The sequence below is a fragment of the Caulobacter sp. GW456-12-1-14-TSB4 genome (genome assembly GCF_059424195.1).
The window spans coordinates 51,487-70,179 of record NZ_JBWKZF010000015.1 but is presented as its reverse complement, the minus strand read 5'-3'; the positions used below and the strand labels follow the sequence as shown (position 1 = coordinate 70,179).

Here is an 18,693-nt window from a genome sequence, read left to right as displayed (position 1 = left end):
TGAAGGCCTAGAAGCCGAAATCGCTGAGACCCGGATGGTCGTCCGGACGGCGGCCCAGCGGCCAGCGGAACTTGCGGTCGGCCTCGGCGATCGGCTGCTCGTTGATGCTGGCGTGCCGGTGGCGCATCAGGCCGTCGGCGTCGAACTCCCAGTTCTCGTTGCCATAGGCCCGGAACCAGTTGCCGCTGTCGTCATGATACTCATAGGCGTAGCGGACGGCGATGCGATTGCCCTCGAACGCCCACAGCTCCTTGATCAGCCGGTAGTCCAGCTCCTTGTTCCACTTGCGCTCCAGAAAGGCTTGGGCCTCGTCGCGGCCGTTCAGGAACTCGGACCGGTTCCGCCAGCGGGTGTCGGTGGTGTAGGCGAGCGCGACCTTGGCGGCGTCGCGGCTGTTCCAGCCATCCTCGGCCAGCCGGACCTTCTCGATGGCGCTTTCGCGGGTGAACGGCGGCAGAGGCGGGCGGGACATGGGAACTCCTGGTCTGAGGCGTAGATAGGGATCAGAGGGCCAATTGCAGCGCTTGCCCCTCGGCCGCCGGGACCGAGCAGCAGATCAGCGCCTCGTCGTTGGCGATCTGGGCGACAGGTTGCGTCAGATACGCGACGGCGCCTTGTACGATCTTGGTCTTACATGAGCCGCAGGTCCCGGCCCGGCAGCTGAATTCGGGTTGCAGGCCGCGCGCCTCGGCCAGGTCCAGCAGCGTGCCCGAGCCAGGCTCCCAGCGGGCTTCCTTGGACGACTCCATGAAGAACACCGGCTTGGAGGTCGTCGCTGGCGGTGGACCTGCTGGGGCCGGCGCGGCGCCCACGTCGGGCGTGCGCTGCATCGAGGCCGGACCGAACGCTTCGGCGTGGATGCGTTTGTCGGCGACGTTCAAGCCGCGCAGGCCGTCATAGACCGCCTGCATGAAGGCCGGCGGGCCGCACAGGTAGAAGTCATAGTCGTCGAAAGGCAGCTCGGTCCGCAGTGCGTCGATGTCCAGCCGGCCCAGCAGATCGTAGTCGTCGGGCTCCGCGCCCTCGGTGTCGCTGAGGATGCGCGTCAGGTGGAACGCCCCCTGCCCGGCCTCGACCAGGGCCGCGAGCTCTTCGTCGAACGCCCGCTCGGCCTTGGTCCGCGCGGCCTGGAAGATCCAGGTCCGCCGGGCGCCGCGCTTGCGGAAGCTTTCGAACAGGATGTGCCGGGCTATGGCGATCATCGGGGTGATGCCGACGCCGGCGGCCAGCAGCACCGCCGGGCGCTTCTCCAGGGCGTCGATCGTGAAGTCGCCGGCCGGGGCGCGGGCCTCGATCACGTCGCCTTCATGGACATGGTCGTGCAGGTACTGCGAGACCGCGCCCTCGCGCTTGACGCTGATCCGGTAGAACGGGTCAGACGGCGCGACCGACAGGGTGTAGGTGCGGATCGCCGGTCTTTCGCTCCCTGGCAGTTGGACGCGGATCGGCAAATGCTGGCCGGCAAGGTGCGGGATGGCCACCACCCCATCCGCAGGCTCCAGCTCGAATGAGCGGATCGTCGTGCTCTCGTCGATGACCTTCCTGACCCGGAACGGCCGCCACTGCGTCGCCAGCTCGGCCGCCTTCAGCCGCGCGGCCGTCTCGTCCCAGTCGCCGGTGATCAGAGCGTTCGGCGAAGCGCCGCCCGCGCGATCGATCCAGCGGACCGGCAAGACGTTCCGCCGACGGACGACCTTGGTCGGGCGTAGGCGCCACAGGCGCTCAGCCCCTTGGAAGGCGGCGATCTCGGGCGAGTCCAGGATCACCTCGGCCTCGCCCGTCATCTGCAGCAGCTCGCCGCTGGCGAAATCGACGAACACCAGGCCCGCCTTGCCGTTCAGGCTGATATTGCCCAGCGTGTTGAAGAACAGGTTGCCGGCGAAGTCGGGGATGGTCAGGACGCCGTCCTCGCCGATCCGCACGAAGCCGGGCTTGCCGCCCCGGTGCGAGACATCGACCTGACGGCCGGCCTCCTCGCTGTAGGAGGCCACGAAGAAGGCGTCGGCCGCGCCGATCATCCGGCGGGCGTCGGCGTCGAGAGTGTCGAAGGTCTCGACCTCGCCGCCATAGGGCGCGGCCGGGTCGGCGACCACCGCGAAGTCGCGCAGTTGGATATATTGCGGACAGTTGCCGTAGCTCTGGCCCACGACCACGTCGAAGCCGTAAGGCTGACGACACACCGTGCCGTTCATGCGGTTGCGGCGACGCGTGTGCAGCTCGATGCCCAGCAGGCCGACCGGATCGCCGTCCTCCATGCCCGCGTCGGCGGGATCGCTGGGCTGGCGCACGGCGTCGATCGCCAGGGTGTGGATGTCGGGCGAGCTGATGAAGCCCGGCCGCCCCGCGACGATGGTCGCCCACGGCGCGCCGGCTGGATCGACGCTGCCGACCACCAGGAACGGCAGCTGCGGGAAGAACTCGCGATGCTGGTCCAGCAGGAAGTCGCGGATGATCCGGCGGCCCAGCGCCTCCATCTTCGCGTCGACGCCGATGCTGCGCTGGATCGCGACCTCACCGCGATGCCAGGGAGAGGGCTTTTCGATCGTGGTCATGGCCCGCTCCCTGGCGCGCGACGCTAGGCGGCCAGGCCGGCGGGCGTGCGGGCGAACGGCACGAAACCCGGCAGGCCCTCGACGCGGGCCAGCCATTGGCGGACGGCCGGATAGGGCTCGAGATCGACATTCCCCTCGGGCGCGCGGGCCGTGTAGCTGTAGAGCGCCACGTCGGCGATGGTCGGACGGCCGGCGACCAGCCAGTCCTGCTGGGCCAGCAGGCCCTCGAGGATCGTCAGCAGGGCGTGGCCGCGGCCGATGACTTCGTCCGGATCGCGCTTGGCGCCGAACACGGTGACCAGGCGGGCGGCGGCCGAGCCGTAGGCCAGCTCACCAGCGGCGACCGACAGCCAACGCTGAACCTGGGCGGCCTCGACGGCGCCCTCCGGCAGCCACTCGGTCTTGCCGTACTTCTTGGCCAGATAGACCATGATGCCGTTGGAGTCCGAGATGACGACGTCGCCGTCCTCCAGCACCGGCACCTGGCCGAACGGGTTCAGCTTCAGGAACGCGGCCGTCTTGTGCGCGCCGCCGGCCAGGTCCACCTGGACCAGCTCGAAGTCCGCGCCGATCAGCGACAGGAAGAGATGGGCGCGGTGGGCGTGGCCCGAAAGCGGAAACGTGTGGAGGCGCATCGTCGTGTCCTTTGGAGAGCGGCTGGACACGGCGTCCATCCGATTGGGCCAGGACACCGCATCGGCCGCCTCCGCTGAAGCCGCGACGGGGGGAAGGCACTGTTCCGCGCCGTGGAATGGTCCGCATTCCGGAAACCGGAACAATCCATTCCTGAGGTTCGCCGTTCTTGCGGCGATCGATGACGGTCATCTTCGAGACGTTCCAACGCCCCGGAGACGATCATGAGTAGCGAGTTGCCCCCACGGCTGGCCTTCCAGGTTCGGTTGGCCCTGTCTCAGGACACGGTCGAGAGCCTGGCCGCCGACGCCTCGCGCGCCGGCCTGACCGGCGACGAGATCGACGCCGCCCGCGCGGGCCGCAGCTTCGACATCCAGGCCGAGGCGGCGATCACCCTGGCGCTCAGGTTGCGCGCCGGCGAATGCACCATCGCGGCGCGGCGCCAGGCTGAGCATGTCGGTCTGCGGGACGGCGAGGTCTCGGCGATCGCGGCGCTGACGGAGGAGGACTGAAGATGCTCCGCCTTCCCTTCCTTCGCCGCTGGCGCGCCAAGCGCTGCCTGCATGAGATCTTCTCGAAACTGGCCGAGGGCCAGACGGTCGACGCGATCTCGTGGATGGGCCTGCTGTAGCTAGTTGATGCGGCGGTCCGCGCGGAGCCGTTCGGCGGCGAAGTCGAGGAAGGTGCGCACCTTGGCCGGCGCGTGCCGCCCCTCGGGATGGACCAGATGGACGGGCAGCGGGCTTTCCTCGAAGGCCGAGAGCACGGTCTGAAGTTCGCCCGAGGCCAGCGCCGGCGCCACCTGGTAGGACAGCACCCGCGTCAGACCGAACCCGCTGCTCGCCGCCTGCAAGGCCGCGTCGTTGGTGTTGCAGTAGAGGCGCGGATGGACGTGGACCACGGTCTTCTGGTCCTGCCCGAAGCGCCACTCGGTCGACGCCCAGGCGCTGGTCGCCGAGATCACCGCGTGGTCGGCCAGATCCGCCGGAGTCGCCGGGGCGCCGTGCTTCTCGAAATAGGCGGGCGAACCGCAGACCACCCGGCGCACCGCCCCGACCCGCAGGGCGCTGAAGCCGGAATTGGGCAGGTTGCCGATCCGCACCGCCAGGTCCACGCCCTCTTCGACGATGTTGACCATGCGATCGACGAAAAGGGTGCGGATGCTGACCTGGGGATGTTCGGCCAGGTAGTCCATGATGATCGGCAGCATGTAGCGGTGGCCGAACATGACCGGGGCGGTGATGGTCAGGGTGCCGCTGGGAGTGGCGAAGCTGCCCGCGGCGCTGGCTTCGGCTTCGGCGAGGTCGGCCAGGATGCGCGAACAGTCCTCGAAGAACCGCGCGCCGGCGTCGGTCAGGGTCACCGAGCGTGTGGTGCGCACCAAGAGGCGCGCGCCGATGGTCTCCTCCAGCGCCGCGACCGCGCGGGTCACGGCGGGCGGGCTCATGTGCAGGTGCCGCGCGGCCTCGGCGAAGCCCTTGGTCTCGGCGACCTTCACGAACACTCTCATCGCCTGCCAGCGATCCATCAGCCCGCCCCCTGTTCCCGAGTCTCGGTGGTTATAGTCAGCGCCGGCCGTCCGAGGCCAGAAGGCCTCGCGCCGTGTCGACCAGGACCAGCCAGGCTCCGGCCATGATGGCGGTGTCCTTCAGCACCAGACGTCCGGCTCCGGAGAGATACGGGAAGCCGTGCTGGGCGTCACCAAGGGCTGGCACCCAGGCCTCGGGCGTGGTGATCAGGAACGACAGCGTCACCACCGGCGTCAGGAACGCCAGGCCCGCGCCGACGAAGCCCAACCGCCGCGAGGCCAACCCCGCCAAGGTCAGGCCGCCAATGACCAGCTCGACAGCGCCCAGGCCATTCGAGAAGCCGTAGGTGTTGTTGGCGTTCTGCCAAGCCCGCTCGGCCGGCTTGAGCTGCCCCTCATGAGTCAGGTGCGGCTTGTACTGGTCCGGGCGCTTGTAGAAGAACGACATCACCGGGCTGTTGGCCACGAACGGGGTGATGCTGTCGGCCTCGTAGGGCACGAACTTCAGCGCCCCGATCCACAGGAAGATCACGGCGATGGCGACCTTCATCGCGCCGATGCCGACGCGATGCGAGGCGGGCCCGGCGATGACGCCGAGCCCCTGACGGACCAGCGCCCTCACGACGCGGCCTTCACGGCTTCGGAGAACGCGTCCATCGCGCGGGTCGTGTAGACAAGGCTGGCCCCGGCGCCGATGGCCACCGCCACGCCCAGCGCCTCGGCGATCTCTTCCTTGGTCGCGCCCTGCTTGCGGGCTTCCTCGGCGTGAACCGTGATACAGCCGTCGCAGCGCAGGGACACGGCGGCGGCCAGCGAGATCAGTTCGCGGGTCTTGGCGTCCAGCAGGTTGGTCTTGGCGCCGGCCTGGCTGAGGGCCACATAGCCTTGCACCGTCCCGGGGCTGAGCTTGCCGACTTCGCCGACGCCCGCGCCGATCTATTTGCGATATCCATTCCAGTCATGCATGGCCATGTGGGGCTCCTCTTGCTGTGACTGAAAGCTAAGCTCGGCCGGCTCCCGGGTTGATGCCCGCGCGGCGCGTCCTTATGACCGAGCGGATCATTCAGGCGGAGACCTCGTCGATGACCGACGCCTTGAGCGACCTCGCCTCGCTGCTGCGAGTCCGGCCCGAGCTGGAGGACTACTGCCGGTTCGGCGGCGATTGGCGCGTGACGCACGAGGCCACGCCCGCCGCGCAATTCCACATCGTCGCCAAGGGCCAGGCGGTGATCGAACGGCCCGGTCGCGAAACCTGCTGCTGAGCGCCGGCGACATCCTGCTACTGCCGCACGGTGACGCCCACGTCCTGCGCCCGCGGATCACCGCCGACCAGGCGACGCGCCCGATCTCGACCCGCTACCACAACGCCATCCGGATCAAGGAGACCGGCGACGCCGCCCCCGACACCGAGCTGATCTGCGGCCTGCTGCACTTCGAGGCCTCGGCCGCGCAGCTGCCAGTCTCGGCCTTGCCCGACGTCATCGTGCTGCGCGCCGGCCAGGACGCCGCGCAAGCCCGGTTCGTCGGTCTGGTCGCGGCCATGCATGACGAGATCGATCAGGCGCGAGCCGGCGCGCTGGCCATCGCCACCGACCTGGCCAGCGCCCTCTTCGTGATGTTCCTGCGCGCGCACCTCGAGGCCGATCCGCCCGCCGAGGGGCTGCTCGCCCTGTTGGCCCAGCGCGCCACGGCGCCCGCCACCCTGGCCATGCTGCGCGATCCCGCCACCGACTGGAGCCTGGATGCCCTGGCCGACCTGTCGGCGACCTCTCGCGCCACGCTGGTCCGCCGTTTCCGCGACACGGCCAGGCAGTCGCCGCTAGGCTTCCTGGCCGAGTTGCGCCTGAACCTTGGGCGCCAGCGCCTGGAACGCGGCGCCCAGCCTATCGCCCTCATCGCCGCCGACCTAGGCTACCAATCGGAAAGCGCTTTCAGCCGGGCGATCCATCGCCGCTTCGGGATCCGGCCGGGGGCGATGCGTCGCGCCCAGTCGCCGATGCGCGCAATCTGATCATATCGACTACGATATACGAGAAAGATTTGACCTCGGCGACGGGGCGCTACAGAACTTCGGTCGCGCAAGATTCCCGATGGGAGGGGGATCACCGCGAGCGCCTGTGTTGTTGGGCCGTTGGGGAGAGAAACCTTGGATAGACGTCAGTTCCTTGCCGCCTGCGGGATCGGCGCCGGCGGCGTGCTGCTGCCCGGCTTCGGCCGCGCCATCGCGGCTGAACAGCTGGTCGAGACCCTCGACGTGGCCGTCAAGAAGCGCCTGGCCGACGCGGCCATGACCGCCGCCACGGCCGCCGGGGCCAGCTATTGCGACGTCCGCGTCGGCCGCTATCTGCGCCAGTTCATTCAGACGCGCGAAGCCAACGTCCAGGGCGTGACCAACACCGAATCCAGCGGCGTTGGCGTGCGCGTCATCGCCGGCGGCGCCTGGGGCTTCGCGGCCACCAACAGCTTCTCGGCCGAGGCCGTCGCCGACACCGCCCGTCTGGCGGTCGCCATCGCCAAGGCCAACGCCAAGAACCAGACCGCCCCCGTGCAACTGGCCCCGACCAAGGGCGTCGGCGAGGTGAAGTGGGCCACGCCCCTGCGCCGCAACGGCATGGAAGTCTCGCTGCAGGAGAAGGTCGACCTGCTGATGCGCGTCAACGGCGCGGCCCTGAAGGCCGGCGCCAACTTCGTCAATTCCAGCCTGTTCCTGATCAACGAGCAGAAGTACTTCGCCAGCACCGACGGCTCGTACATCGACCAGGACGTCCACCGCATCTGGTCGCCGTTCACGGTCACCGCCGTCGACAAGGCCACCGGCAAGTTCCGCTCGCGCGATGGCCTCTCGGCCCCGATGGGCATGGGCTACGAGTACCTGGACCCGCAGGCCAAGGATAAGACCCTCTCGCCCAACGGCATCATCAGCTACGGCCATTCCTACGACATGGTCGAGGACGCCCAGGCCGCCGCCGTCCAGGCGCGCGAGAAGCTGACCGCCAAGTCGGTGAAGCCGGGCCGCTATGACCTCGTCTTGGACCCCAACCACCTGGGCCTGACCATCCACGAGTCGGTGGGTCACCCGCTCGAACTCGACCGCGTGCTGGGCTACGAGGCCAACTACGCCGGCACCAGCTTCGCCACCCTGGACAAGCGCCAGGCGCACTTCCAGTACGGCAGCGAGATGGTCAACATCATGGCCGACAAGCTGCAGCCGGGCAGCCTGGGCGCCGTGGGCTTCGACGACGAAGGCATCAAGACCAAGCAGTGGCCGCTGATCCAGGACGGCAAGCTGGTCGACTACCAGGCCACCCGCGACCAGGCCCACATCCTGGGCAAGACCGAGAGCGACGGCTGCTCGTACGCCGACAGCTGGTCGACCGTGCAGTTCCAGCGCATGCCCAACGTCTCGCTGCAGCCGGGCAAGAAGCCGCTCAGCCTCAACGAGATGATCGCGGGCGTCGAGGACGGCATCTACATCCTGGGCCGTGGCTCGTTCTCGATCGACCAGCAGCGCTACAACGCTCAGTTCGGCGGCACGCTGTTCTACGAGATCAAGAACGGCAAGATCACCCAGCCGCTGGAAGACGTCGCCTACCAGATGCGCACGCCGGAGTTCTGGAACGCCTGCTCGGCGATCTGCGACGAGCGCGACTACCGCCTGTTCGGCTCGTTCTTCGACGGCAAGGGCCAGCCCAGCCAGGTCTCGGCCGTGAGCCACGGCTCGTCGACGACGCGGTTCAACGGCATCAATGTCATCAACACCGCGCGTTCGCTCGGTTGATCGGTTCGGGGAAGATTATCCAATGAGCATCATGACCGAAGCCGAGGCCAAGACGATCCTCGCGAAAGTCATCAAGCTGTCGACGGCCGACGAGTGCACCGCGCAGCTGACCGGTTCGATCGAGGGCAATATCCGCTTCGCCCTGAACAACGTCTCGACCAGCGGCGTCGTCAGCGACACCGACCTGGCCGTCACCGTCGCCTTCGGGCGCCGGGTCGGCACCGCGACGATCAACGAGTTCTCGGACGCCGCCCTGGCTCGCGTGGTCAAGCGCGCCGAGGAGCTGGCCAAGCTGGCGCCGGAAAACCCCGAGTTCGTCCCGGCCGTCGAGGGCGCGACCTACAAGCCCAGCGACACCTTCAGCGCCGCGACCGCCGCCATCACGCCGGACCAACGGGCCGAGATCGCCCGCGCCTCGATCGAGCCCTGCCGCGCCCAGAAGCTGGTCGCGGCCGGCTTCCTGCAGGACCAGCAGAGCTTCGTGGCCTTCGCCAACAGCAAGGGCGCATTCGGCTATCAGCGCGCCACGTCGATGGACTACACCTGCACGGTGCGGACCGCCGACGGCAAGGGTTCGGGCTGGGTCGCCCGCAATCTGCAGGACTCGGCCGCCTTCAAGGCGTCCAGCGACATCGAGATCGCCATGCGCAAGGCCAGCGCCTCGGCCGAGGCCCAGGCGCTGGAGCCGGGCAAGTACACGGTCATCCTGGAGCCGAACGCGGCCTCGGGCCTGATCTCGTTCATGTTCAACTTCTTCGACGCTCGCCAGGCCGACGAAGGTCGCAGCTTCCTGTCCAAGAAGGGCGGCGGCAACAAGCTGGGCGAACAGGTCTTCGATCCCCGCGTCACCTTCATGGCCGACCCGTGGGACAAGGAACTGCCGGTCTATCCGTGGGACGAACAGGGCCGTCCGCGCGAGCGCATGCCGCTGGTCGAGAACGGCAAGATCGCCAACCTGCTCTACAGCCCCTACTGGGCCCAGAAGTCGGGCAAGAAGGTCACCGGCCGTCCGGGCAACATCGTCATGTCGGGCGGCACGAAATCGACCGCCGACATGGTGCGCGAGACCGAGCGCGGCATCCTGGTGACCCGCACCTGGTACATCCGCATGGTCGATCCGCAAACCGTGCTGCTGACCGGCCTGACCCGCGACGGCACGTTCTACATCGAGAACGGCCAACTGAAGCACCCGATCAAGAACTTCCGCTTCAACGAGTCGCCGGTGATCATGCTGAACAACATCGATGAGTTGGGCCGCCCGGTCCGGGTCAGCGAAGACCGTCGCATGCAGATGATGATCCCGGCCATGCGCCTGCGGGACTTCACCTTCACCTCGCTGTCGGACGCCGTCTGACGTTCGACATGCCGAGTAAGAGCGTAACGCGTACCGAGTGCTTGCGTCTGTTGGCGGGCGGCGCGATGGGGAGCTGGCTGACCAGCCTTCCATCCGCCGCCAAGGCCGCGCCGACGTATGATTTCTGGTTCACGCGGCTGCGCTACGACTCCGGCGACTGGGACGTCGACCAGCGGATGCCGTCCAACATCCTGACTTCGCTGGTCGACTACACCAACCTGCGCGTGGACACCGAGGAGCGCGTCGTGCGCCTCGCCGACCCGGCCATGCTGACCGCGCCATTCTGCTACATCGCCGGCCACAAGCTGGTCGAATTCAGCCCCGCCGAGGCCGCCAACTTCCAGCGCTATGTCCGCAACGGCGGCTTCGTGCTGGTCGACGACTGCAACCACGACATCGACGGCCTGTTCGCCAAGTCGTTCGAACGCCAGATGGCCAAGCTGTTCGGCGGCGACGCCCTGAAGAAGCTGCCCAAGGACCACGCCATCTATCGCAGCTTCTTCAAGTTCGACGGCCCGCCCGCTACCAGCTTCGAGCTGAACGGCTGGGGCGACGATCTCGTGCATGACTACCTCAAGGGCATCGAGATCAACGGGCGCCTCGGGGTGCTCTACAGCAACAAGGATTACGGCTGCGAGTGGGATTACGACTGGCGCAACAAGCGCTTCCTGGCCGAGGACAACACCAAGTTCGCGGTCAACATCGTCCTCTACGCCCTCACCGCCTGATCCGCCTTACGACCTGTCCGGAGTTCCGATGAGCGTCACCCCCACCGAAGCCGACATCGCGGCCAAGCTCGAGCGCCTGGGCCATCTGCGCGCGGCGATCGGCCAGGCCATCGTCGGCCAGGACGAGGTCGTCGAGCAGCTGCTGATCGGCCTCTTGGCCGGCGGCCACTGCCTGATCGAGGGCGTGCCCGGCCTGGGCAAGACCCTGCTGGTCCGCACCCTGGGCCAAGCCCTGTCGCTGGACTTCCGCCGCGTGCAGTTCACCCCGGACCTGATGCCCAGCGACATCCTGGGCACCGAGGTGCTGGAGGAAGACCACGGCACCGGCCATCGCCATTTCCGCTTCCAGCAGGGTCCGGTGTTCACCAACCTGCTGCTGGCCGACGAGATGAACCGTACGCCGCCCAAGACCCAGGCGGCCCTGCTGGAGGCCATGCAGGAACACCAGGTCAGCTATGCCGGCGTCACCCACCCGCTGTCGGAGCCGTTCTTCGTCCTGGCCACCCAGAACCCGCTGGAACAGGCCGGCACCTATCCCTTGCCCGAGGCCCAGCTGGACCGCTTCCTGCTGAACATCCGTGTGGGCTACCCGACCGCCGAGGAAGAGCGCGCCATCCTGGCCCTGACCACCGGCAGCGGCGTCTCCGCGCCAGCAGCGGTGATGACGGGCGCCGACATCATCGAGCTGCAGAAGTGGGTCCGCCAGGCGCACATCAGCGACGGCCTGCTGACCTGGATCACGTCTCTGGTCCGCGCCACCCGCCCAGGTCCGGACGCGCCCGCCGCCGTCCAAGAATACGTCCGCTGGGGCGCCGGTCCCCGCGCCGGCCAGGCCCTGGTGTTGGCCGCCAAGGCCCGCGCGCTGCTGCACGGCCGCCTGGCCGCCACCCGCGAGGACGTCAAAGCGCTGGCCGCGCCGGTCCTCCGCCACCGCGTTCTGCTGTCCTTCGCCGCCGAGGCCGAGCGCAAGACGACCGACGACGTGGTCGCCGCCCTGCTGGCCGCCCTGCCCGCGCCCGCCCGCGACTAAGCCCAGTCATGTCGCCGTTCGACCTGCCCCCGGACCTGCGTAGCCGTCTGCGACGTCTGTCGCTGACGCCGCGCGCGGCCGCGGTGCTGGCTGGCGACGGCGCCCATTCCAGCCGCAATCGCGGCGGGGCGATGGAGTTCGCCCAATACCGCGCCTACGAGCGCGGCGACGACCTGCGCCGCATCGACTGGAAGCTCTATTCGCGCTCGGACCGCTTCTTCGTCCGCGACGCCGAGCGCGACAGCCCGGTGGCGATCTGGGTCGTGCTGGACGCCAGCGCCTCGATGGGCCAGGCCGATCTCGGCAAGCCGAATTGGACGCGCTTCGACGCCGCCCGCCGACTGACCGCCGCGGTCATCGAGGTCGCCTTGCGTCAGGGCGACCGCTTCGGCGTCGTCGTCGCGCGGGCCGAGGGCGCGATCGTCCTGCCGCCCTCCAGCGACAGCCGCCACCGCGACCGCATCCGCCTGGAGCTCAGCCCGCTGAAGCCCGGCGGCGTCCCGCAGTGGACGCGCGACCTGAAGGTGTTGGGCGAGCGGATCGCGCCGGGCGATCTCGTCCTCTTTGTCACCGACGGCTTCGACGAGACCTGCGTCGCCGCCGCCGAGCGGCTGGCCGCCTCCGGCCGCGACGTCTCTTTCGTGCAGCTACTGACCGGCGACGAACGGGACTTCCCGTTCGACCGCAGCCTGCTGTTCCGCGACCCCGAGGGCGACAGTCAACTCGCGGGTGACGGCCGATCCTTGCGCGCCGACTTCCTGGCCAAGTTCGCCGCCGCCCGCGCCGCCCTGCGCGCTCGACTGGAGGCGCGCGGCGTGCGCTTCGTCGAGCACTTCAGCGACCGTGATCCAGACCAGCCGATCCAGGACCTGTCGCGACCGATGGCGCGCGGATGACCCCTGGCCTGCTCGCCCCCGCCGCGCTCGGCGCCTTGCTGGCGGTCCTGGTCCCGCTGGTGATCCACATCGCCCGGCGCACCGAGACGCAAGTCATCGACTTCGCCGCCCTGCGCTGGCTGAACCCTAATCCCAAGCCGGTCCAACGGCTGCGGCTGGACGAGCGCGTGCTGCTGGCGGTACGGATCGCTCTGGTCGTCGCGGTCGTGCTGGCGCTCGCTGAGCCGGTGCTACGACCGACGGGCGACGGTCGCCCGGCCGTGGCGGTCTCTCCAGCGGTCGACGCCAAGAGCGTTCCGGACCATGGCGAGCGCCGCGTGTGGCTCGCACCTGGCTTCCCGAGCCTCGACAGGCCAGCGCCCAAGTCGGGCGACTTCGCCAGCCTGATCCGCCAGCTCGATGCCGAGACGCCCGGCAAGACGGCGATCACCATCGTCGCGCCGCCCGCGCTGAGCGGCGACGCCGAACGGCTCTATCTGTCGCGCAAAGTCGACTGGCGGATCGGCGCGCCGTCGCAGCGTCCCACACTGACCCCAACGCCGGCGCCGCCGCCACTGACCGTGCGCTACGCCCCCGCCCGTGAAGCCGCTGCCCGGTACTTCCGCGCGGCAGCCACCGCTTTCGCCGACTCCGGCAAGCCCGCTGCTTTTGACGCCGCGCCCGCCGACAACCCCGTGCCCAAAGCCGCGCGCTATCTGGTTTGGCTCTCCAGCGCCCCGATGCCCGCGCCGGTGCTCGACTGGATCGAAGCCGGCGGCGTCGCCCTGCTGGCCCAGGACGCCCCCTCGCCCGTCGAAGGCGCCCAGCCCATCGTCTGGCGCGACACCGAAGGCGCGCCGCTGGCCACGGCGGGCCGTTTCGGCAAAGGTCGCGTGCTGCGCCTGACCCGCGCCCTCGAACCCAGCGCCATGCCGGTCCTCGTCGAGCCCGACTTCCCACAGCAGCTCTGGACGCTACTCGCGCCGCCGCCCGCGCCGAGCCTGGTCGCGGCGGCCGACTATGCGCCCAGCGTCCGCGCCACGCCCGGCCCCTACAATCCTCATCCCGTCAGCCTGCGCCCTTGGCTGGCGCTGCTGATCGCCCTGATCTTCGTCGCCGAGCGCTGGCTCGCGACGCGGCGCGACCGCCCATGATCGCCGCCCTCGCCCACCACTTGCGCGCGGCTCGCCAGCGCACAGTGCTCGACACGCTGGCCGTGGGGCTTCCGGTCATCCTGGCGCTCGCCGCTCTGGGCTTGCGCTGGTTCCAGGTCCCGGGCGCGATCGGCGTGCTCGTTATCGGCGCGAGCGTGCTGAGCTGGATCGCGCTTCGGCGAACCCGGCGCTTCGATCAAGCCTGGCTGACCGCCGCGCTCGACGCTCACGCGCCGGGCCTTGAGGACAGCAGCGATCTTCTGTTCCATCCCGCCGCGGACGGCCTGGCCGCCCTGCAACGCGCCCGCTTGGAAGCCCGTCTCGCCGAGGCCGCCGCCATCGATCTGCGCCCCGACTGGTCGCGTCGCTGGATACCCTGGACCGCCGGCGCCAGCGCGGTCGTGATCCTCGCCGCCCTGTTCTGGCCGACCGCGTATGGCACGGTGCTCGGCCCCGAGAAGGCCGAAACGGCATCGCCGCCCGGCGCGCCCAGGCTCACCGGCGCCAAGCTGCGGATCACCCCGCCGGCCTATACCGGCCAGCGCCCGTTCGAGCAGAGCGGCCTCGACGTCCGCGCTCCGGAGGGCTCCCGCGTCGAGTGGATCGTCAGCTTCCGGCCGCAACCCGACACCGCCGGCCTGAGCTTCCCCGGCGAGGCCCCGCTGTCGCTGCGCCGTGACGGCGGCCGCTGGCTGGGCGAGCGGGTGTTCGAACGCTCGGCGCTCTATCGCATCGAGGGCGCGGGGCTGGCCCGTCAGCGCCTGCATCGCCTGGAGATGATCCCCGACGCCCCGCCGGTCGTCCGCGTCGTGACGCCCGACAGCGCCCTGACCCTGATCACGCCCGGCCAAACCCGCTGGACGCCGGTGTTCGAGGTCCGCGACGACTACGGCGTCGAGACCGTCGCCCAGCTGAGGATCACCGTCACCAAGGGCGAAGGCGAGAACATCACCACCACCGTACGGACCCAGCCCCTGAGTGGCCAAGGTCCCGTGCGCCTCAAGCGCTTCACCGCCCCGCTGGACCTCGCTCGCGAAGGCTTGGCCCAAGGCGGAGACATGATCGTTCAGCTGATCGTCAGCGACAATCGCAGCCCCGCACGCCAGACAGTTGAGGGCCCCAACATCATCCTGCGCTGGCCCGCCGCCATGGGTCTGGCCGACGGCCTGGACGGCATGGCCAAGCAGGTGATGCCCGTCTATTTCCGCAGCCAGCGGCAGATCATCATCGACGCCGAAGCCCTGATCGCCCAGCGCGGCAAGATCTCGCCGGACGCCTTCCTGGACCGCTCCAACGGCCTGGGCGCCGACCAGGCTCAGCTGCGCCTGCGCTATGGCCAGTTCATGGGCGAGAAGGCCGAGGGCGAACCCCACCTTGACCTGCCGACCAGCGACGGCCCCGCCTTGCCGATCGATGACGGAACGCCCGCCCCCGCCAAGCCCGCGCCCGAGCACCACGACGATGACGACCATGGCCACGGCGCGGTCGATCTCAACGACATGAAGTCGGTCGTCGCGGAGTTCGGCCACGCCCACGACACCGGCGACGCCGCCACCCTGTTCGACCCTGGCACGCGCTCGACCCTGGCCCAGGCGCTGGACGCCATGTGGGACAGCGAGCGCGCCCTGCGGCAGGGCAAGCCCAAGGACGCCCTGCCTCACGCCTACAAGGCGCTGAACCTCCTGAAGACCGCGCAGCAGGCCGGCCGCATCTTCCTGGCCCGCACGCCGCCGAAACTGCCGCCGGTCGACCTGTCGCGCCGCCTGACCGGCAAGCGCGAGGGCATCGCGCCCGGCCGCCTCGCACCGACCACCCGCGATGCCGCCGACACCCCGGCGGTCGAGGTCTGGCGCGCGCTGGGCGAGCGTCCGAACGCGCCGATCCAGCTCGACGCCCTGACGCGTTGGGTGAACGCCAACGCCAAGCGCCTGACCGATCCGCTGGCCCTGTCGGCAGCCATCGACACGGTTCGCAACGAGCCCCAGTGCCAGGACTGCCGCCGCAAGCTGCGCGCCCTGCTGTGGACCGCCCTGGAGCGCCCGCCAGCCGCCGTGGGCCGCCGTGACCCGGCCGATTCACGTGGCCGACGCTATCTGGACGCCCTGCGATGATCGGCGGCTTCGAACTCTGGACCGCGCTGCTGATCGCGCTGGCCGTCGGCGGCGGGATCGTGCGACTGGCGCTGGGCCGGCGTAAGGGCCCAGCCTGGCGGCTACCGGCGCTGATCGCCCTGAATGTCGTCGGTGGCGCGCTGCTCTATCTGACGCTCTTCCCGCCGCCGGTCGGCACGGCCCCCGGTCGCCTGGTGATCGCCACGCACGGGGCCAGGCCGTCGCTGCACGCGTCCGGCGACGTGCCGGTCGCCCTGCCCGAGGCCGGCCCGCTGCCGGGCGCGGTGCGCGTACCCGACCTCGGCTCGGCTCTGCGCCTTTATCCCGAGCTCGGCCGCATCCGGATCGAGGGCGATGGCCTGACGCCGCGTGACCGGATCGCGCTCGATCGCCCCGCCGAGTTCGCCCCCTCGCGCGCCCCGCGCGGCCTGATCGAGTTGAGCCTGCCCAAACCCGTCGCCCCCGGCGCGCGCCTCACCATCGCCGGGCAGGTCGGGAGCGCCGGAACCGTCGAGCTGCTCGATCCGGCCGGTACCGTGGTCGATCAGGCGACCGTGCCCGCCAACGGCCGCTTCCAGCTCTCGGCCGCCGCCCGCGCGCCCGGCCTGGCGCTGTTCGACCTGCGTCTGAAGGACGTTTCGGAGCATATCGAAATCCCGGTCGAGACCCGCGCCCAGCGCCAGCCGCGCGTGCTGGTCCTGGCCGGCGCGCCCAGCGCGGAGACCAAGTACCTGCGCCGCTGGGCCCAGGACGCCGGCATCGACCTGAGCCTCGACATCGACGTCGGCGGCGGCGTGATTCTGGGCGATCCGCCGACGCCGATCACCCGCGCCAGCCTGGCCGAGATCGATCTCGTGGTCGTCGACGACCGCCGCTGGGAAACCCTGTCGCCCGGCGCCCGCGCCACCGTGGCTGCGGCGGCGCAGGACGGCCTCGGCCTGCTCCTTCGCCCCACCGGCCCGCTTTCGGCCGCCACGCGCCGCGACTGGACGAGCCTTGGCATGCCGACCACCGGCAATGGCGAGGTCCAGACCTTCCGTACGAGCGGCGACCTCGAACTGACCCGCTACGACCTGGCTCAGGCCGGCCGTGAGGGCGTGCCGATGATCCGGGACAAGACCGGCGCGCCGCTGGCCGCCTGGCGTCCTCGCGGCCAAGGCCGTGTCGGCCTCTGGATCGTCGCCGACAGCTATGGCCTGGCCTTGGCCGGCCACGCCGACCGCTACGGCGAGATGTGGAGCGAACTGTTCTCGGCCCTGGCCCGTCCCAGCGAAGGCCTCGGCGCGCGCCTAGACGGCATCGCCCGCGCCGGCCAGCGCGCAGCGCTGTGCGGCCTCGCGGGGCCGATCCGCGTCATCGATCCCGACGGCGTAGAGAGCCGTCCGCTCGTGGACCCTGCCACCGGCCCCGCCGCCTGCGCGGCCTACTGGCCACGCCAGGTCGGCTGGCATCAGGTCGCGGGCGGCGCGGCCTTCTATGTCCATCCCACCGACGCCGCGCCGTCGCTGGCTCAGGCCGCCAACCGACAGGCGACGCTCGACGCGGTGGCGACCAGTGTCACGCGTGGCGCGCGCGCCAGCCACACCACGCCGGGGTCGTCCTGGCCCTGGGCCGCCGCCCTCCTGGCCGTGCTGGGCCTGCTCTGGTGGCTGGAACGCCGATCGCCCTTGAAGGACTAGCGGCCATCGCGTCAAATCGGCGCTCGCGCATCGACGCCCAAGACCGTCGAGCGCCCCCAGGAGCGAACCATGCCGCACTACGGCGACTATCAGAACGAGATCTATTTCCGGGGCCTGCAAGGCGTGGTCCCGAAATACCCCGTCGACTTCGCCACCCTGCAGGCGCGGGCCCAGGCGGCCATGCCGCCCTCGACCCTGAAATACGTCCAGGGCGGCTGCGGCGACGAACACACCCAGGACAGCAACGCCTCGGCCTTCAAGCACTGGGGCCTGATCCCGCGGATGATGGTCGATTGCTCGACGCGCGACCTCTCGATCGATCTCTTCGGCATGAAGCTGGCGAGCCCCTTGTTCATGGCCCCGATCGGGGTGACGGGCCTTTGCACCCAGGACGGCCACGGCGATCTGGCCGCCGCCCGCGCCGCCGCGGCGACAGGCGTGCCGATGGTGGTCTCGACCCTGACCAACGATCCGCTGGAGGACGTGGCCGCCGCCATGGGCGACACGCCGGGGATGTTCCAGCTCTACACGCCCAAGGATCCCGAGCTGGCCGCCAGTCTTGTCAGCCGCGCCGAGGCGGCCGGCTACAAGGCCATCGTCGTCACCCTGGACACCTGGGTCACGGGCTGGCGGCCCCGCGACCTCAACGACAGCAACTTCCCGCAGCTGCGCGGCGCGGTGCTGGCCAACTATTTCTCCGACCCGCGCTTCCGCGCCATGATCGGCGGCAAGGATCCGGCGTCGGACCTCCAGACGGCGATCATGACCTGGGCCGGGACCTTCGGGAAGGTGCTGACCTGGACCGACCTGCCGTGGCTGCGATCTCTGACCAAGCTGCCGATCGTGCTAAAGGGCATCTGCCACCCCGACGATGTTCGCCGCGCCAAGGACGAGGGCGTCGATGGGATCTATTGCTCCAACCACGGCGGCCGGCAGGCCAATGGCGGCATCGCGACCATCGACATGCTGCCCGCCGTGGTCGAGGCGGCGGGCGACACGCCGGTGATGTTCGACTCCGGCATCCGCTCGGGCAGTGACGTCGCCAAGGCCCTGGCGATCGGCGCGACGGCGGTCGGCGTCGGGCGGCCCTATTCCTACGGCTTGGCCCTGGGCGGGACCGAGGGCGCGGTCCACGTGCTGCGCTCGATCCTGGCCGAGGCGGACCTGCTGATGGCCGTCGATGGCTTCCCGACGATCAAGGCCCTGCGCGAGGCTGGCGCTGTGCGGCTTCAGGCATAGCCTCAGGCCTTTTCGGCATTGGCCAGGCTCGG

The 18,693-nt window shown here is 69.8% G+C and carries 18 protein-coding genes; 12 read left to right on the top strand and 6 right to left on the bottom strand.

The genetic code is table 11. From position 1 onward, the window contains the following. Positions 1-7 precede the first annotated feature (7 nt). From AC07YH_RS15300 to AC07YH_RS15290, 3 genes are read right to left on the bottom strand one after another with little or no spacing between them, the layout of a single operon-like run. On the bottom strand, positions 8-472 hold the full coding sequence (locus tag AC07YH_RS15300) for a nuclear transport factor 2 family protein (RefSeq protein WP_494747829.1): 465 nt from the start codon (positions 470-472) through the stop codon (positions 8-10). A 31-nt stretch (positions 473-503) separates the two neighbouring features. Further along, positions 504-2,552, bottom strand: coding sequence for a 2Fe-2S iron-sulfur cluster-binding protein (locus AC07YH_RS15295; protein WP_494747828.1), 2,049 nt, complete (start codon positions 2,550-2,552; stop codon positions 504-506). A gap of 23 nt (positions 2,553-2,575) precedes the next feature. After that, positions 2,576-3,187, bottom strand: coding sequence for a glutathione S-transferase family protein (locus AC07YH_RS15290; protein ID WP_494747827.1), 612 nt, complete (start codon positions 3,185-3,187; stop codon positions 2,576-2,578). A 222-nt stretch (positions 3,188-3,409) separates the two neighbouring features. On the opposite strand from AC07YH_RS15290, the gene AC07YH_RS15285 reads away from it, so the two are divergent. Further along, positions 3,410-3,697 carry a hypothetical protein gene (locus AC07YH_RS15285; protein ID WP_494747826.1) on the top strand — a complete coding sequence of 96 codons (288 nt, stop codon included), beginning with the start codon at positions 3,410-3,412 and terminating at the stop codon, positions 3,695-3,697. Between the two features lie 119 nt (positions 3,698-3,816). Here the strand turns inward: AC07YH_RS15285 and AC07YH_RS15280 are convergent, their stop codons facing one another. From AC07YH_RS15280 to AC07YH_RS15270, 3 genes are read right to left on the bottom strand one after another with little or no spacing between them, the layout of a single operon-like run. Beyond that, a complete protein-coding gene (locus AC07YH_RS15280; RefSeq protein ID WP_494747825.1) occupies positions 3,817-4,713 on the bottom strand; it encodes a LysR family transcriptional regulator in 897 nt (298 codons plus the stop codon). Between the two features lie 37 nt (positions 4,714-4,750). Beyond that, positions 4,751-5,335, bottom strand: coding sequence for a reactive chlorine resistance membrane protein RclC (gene rclC / locus AC07YH_RS15275; RefSeq protein ID WP_494747824.1), 585 nt, complete (start codon positions 5,333-5,335; stop codon positions 4,751-4,753). After that, a complete protein-coding gene (locus AC07YH_RS15270; protein WP_494747823.1) occupies positions 5,332-5,604 on the bottom strand; it encodes a carboxymuconolactone decarboxylase family protein in 273 nt (90 codons plus the stop codon). Before AC07YH_RS15270 ends, rclC begins: the two co-directional genes overlap by 4 nt. Positions 5,605-5,795: 191 nt before the next feature. Here AC07YH_RS15270 and AC07YH_RS15265 point away from each other — a divergent pair, with 191 nt between their 5' ends. The 11 genes from AC07YH_RS15265 to AC07YH_RS15215 all read left to right on the top strand — a co-directional run bounded on the left by AC07YH_RS15265 (position 5,796) and on the right by AC07YH_RS15215 (position 18,661). After that, positions 5,796-5,975 carry a cupin domain-containing protein gene (locus AC07YH_RS15265; RefSeq protein ID WP_494747822.1) on the top strand — a complete coding sequence of 60 codons (180 nt, stop codon included), beginning with the start codon at positions 5,796-5,798 and terminating at the stop codon, positions 5,973-5,975. Next, positions 5,912-6,724, top strand: a complete 813-nt coding sequence (locus AC07YH_RS15260) for a helix-turn-helix domain-containing protein (RefSeq protein ID WP_494747884.1) — start codon at positions 5,912-5,914, stop codon at positions 6,722-6,724. Before AC07YH_RS15265 ends, AC07YH_RS15260 begins: the two co-directional genes overlap by 64 nt. A 135-nt stretch (positions 6,725-6,859) precedes the next feature. Continuing rightward, positions 6,860-8,491, top strand: a complete 1,632-nt coding sequence (locus tag AC07YH_RS15255) for a TldD/PmbA family protein (protein ID WP_494747821.1) — start codon at positions 6,860-6,862, stop codon at positions 8,489-8,491. 22 nt (positions 8,492-8,513) lie between these two features. After that, positions 8,514-9,845: a TldD/PmbA family protein gene (locus AC07YH_RS15250; protein ID WP_494747820.1), complete on the top strand. Its 1,332-nt coding sequence runs from the start codon at positions 8,514-8,516 to the stop codon at positions 9,843-9,845. Between the two features lie 8 nt (positions 9,846-9,853). After that, the gene (locus tag AC07YH_RS15245; RefSeq protein WP_494747819.1) at positions 9,854-10,573 is read left to right on the top strand and encodes a DUF4159 domain-containing protein; all 720 of its coding nucleotides are present in this window, start codon (positions 9,854-9,856) and stop codon (positions 10,571-10,573) included. Between the two features lie 28 nt (positions 10,574-10,601). Further along, on the top strand, positions 10,602-11,603 hold the full coding sequence (locus tag AC07YH_RS15240; protein ID WP_494747818.1) for an AAA family ATPase: 1,002 nt from the start codon (positions 10,602-10,604) through the stop codon (positions 11,601-11,603). Positions 11,604-11,611: 8 nt separating this feature from the next. Continuing rightward, positions 11,612-12,499, top strand: a complete 888-nt coding sequence (locus AC07YH_RS15235; protein ID WP_494747817.1) for a DUF58 domain-containing protein — start codon at positions 11,612-11,614, stop codon at positions 12,497-12,499. Then, on the top strand, positions 12,496-13,632 hold the full coding sequence (locus AC07YH_RS15230) for a BatA domain-containing protein (RefSeq protein WP_494747816.1): 1,137 nt from the start codon (positions 12,496-12,498) through the stop codon (positions 13,630-13,632). The genes AC07YH_RS15235 and AC07YH_RS15230 overlap by 4 nt, the downstream gene beginning before the upstream one ends. After that, on the top strand, positions 13,629-15,743 hold the full coding sequence (locus tag AC07YH_RS15225; RefSeq protein ID WP_494747815.1) for a DUF4175 family protein: 2,115 nt from the start codon (positions 13,629-13,631) through the stop codon (positions 15,741-15,743). The genes AC07YH_RS15230 and AC07YH_RS15225 overlap by 4 nt, the downstream gene beginning before the upstream one ends. Continuing rightward, the gene (locus AC07YH_RS15220; RefSeq protein WP_494747814.1) at positions 15,740-17,422 is read left to right on the top strand and encodes a hypothetical protein; all 1,683 of its coding nucleotides are present in this window, start codon (positions 15,740-15,742) and stop codon (positions 17,420-17,422) included. The genes AC07YH_RS15225 and AC07YH_RS15220 overlap by 4 nt, the downstream gene beginning before the upstream one ends. Positions 17,423-17,491: 69 nt before the next feature. After that, positions 17,492-18,661: an alpha-hydroxy-acid oxidizing protein gene (locus tag AC07YH_RS15215; protein ID WP_494747813.1), complete on the top strand. Its 1,170-nt coding sequence runs from the start codon at positions 17,492-17,494 to the stop codon at positions 18,659-18,661. Positions 18,662-18,693: the final 32 nt, after the last annotated feature.

Excerpts from the sequence above, each read along its gene's own strand:
- AC07YH_RS15285 (WP_494747826.1), top strand. The coding sequence starts at position 3,410 with ATGAGTAGCGAGTTGCCCCCACGGCTGGCCTTCCAGGTTCGGTTGGCC.
- AC07YH_RS15215 (WP_494747813.1), top strand. The coding sequence starts at position 17,492 with ATGCCGCACTACGGCGACTATCAGAACGAGATCTATTTCCGGGGCCTG.
- AC07YH_RS15220 (WP_494747814.1), top strand. The coding sequence starts at position 15,740 with ATGATCGGCGGCTTCGAACTCTGGACCGCGCTGCTGATCGCGCTGGCC.
- AC07YH_RS15280 (WP_494747825.1), bottom strand. The coding sequence starts at position 4,713 with ATGGATCGCTGGCAGGCGATGAGAGTGTTCGTGAAGGTCGCCGAGACC.
- AC07YH_RS15295 (WP_494747828.1), bottom strand. The coding sequence starts at position 2,552 with ATGACCACGATCGAAAAGCCCTCTCCCTGGCATCGCGGTGAGGTCGCG.
- AC07YH_RS15245 (WP_494747819.1), top strand. The coding sequence starts at position 9,854 with ATGCCGAGTAAGAGCGTAACGCGTACCGAGTGCTTGCGTCTGTTGGCG.
- AC07YH_RS15235 (WP_494747817.1), top strand. The coding sequence starts at position 11,612 with ATGTCGCCGTTCGACCTGCCCCCGGACCTGCGTAGCCGTCTGCGACGT.
- AC07YH_RS15240 (WP_494747818.1), top strand. The coding sequence starts at position 10,602 with ATGAGCGTCACCCCCACCGAAGCCGACATCGCGGCCAAGCTCGAGCGC.
- AC07YH_RS15265 (WP_494747822.1), top strand. The coding sequence starts at position 5,796 with ATGACCGACGCCTTGAGCGACCTCGCCTCGCTGCTGCGAGTCCGGCCC.
- AC07YH_RS15230 (WP_494747816.1), top strand. The coding sequence starts at position 12,496 with ATGACCCCTGGCCTGCTCGCCCCCGCCGCGCTCGGCGCCTTGCTGGCG.
- AC07YH_RS15290 (WP_494747827.1), bottom strand. The coding sequence starts at position 3,187 with ATGCGCCTCCACACGTTTCCGCTTTCGGGCCACGCCCACCGCGCCCAT.
- AC07YH_RS15300 (WP_494747829.1), bottom strand. The coding sequence starts at position 472 with ATGTCCCGCCCGCCTCTGCCGCCGTTCACCCGCGAAAGCGCCATCGAG.
- AC07YH_RS15250 (WP_494747820.1), top strand. The coding sequence starts at position 8,514 with ATGAGCATCATGACCGAAGCCGAGGCCAAGACGATCCTCGCGAAAGTC.
- AC07YH_RS15225 (WP_494747815.1), top strand. The coding sequence starts at position 13,629 with ATGATCGCCGCCCTCGCCCACCACTTGCGCGCGGCTCGCCAGCGCACA.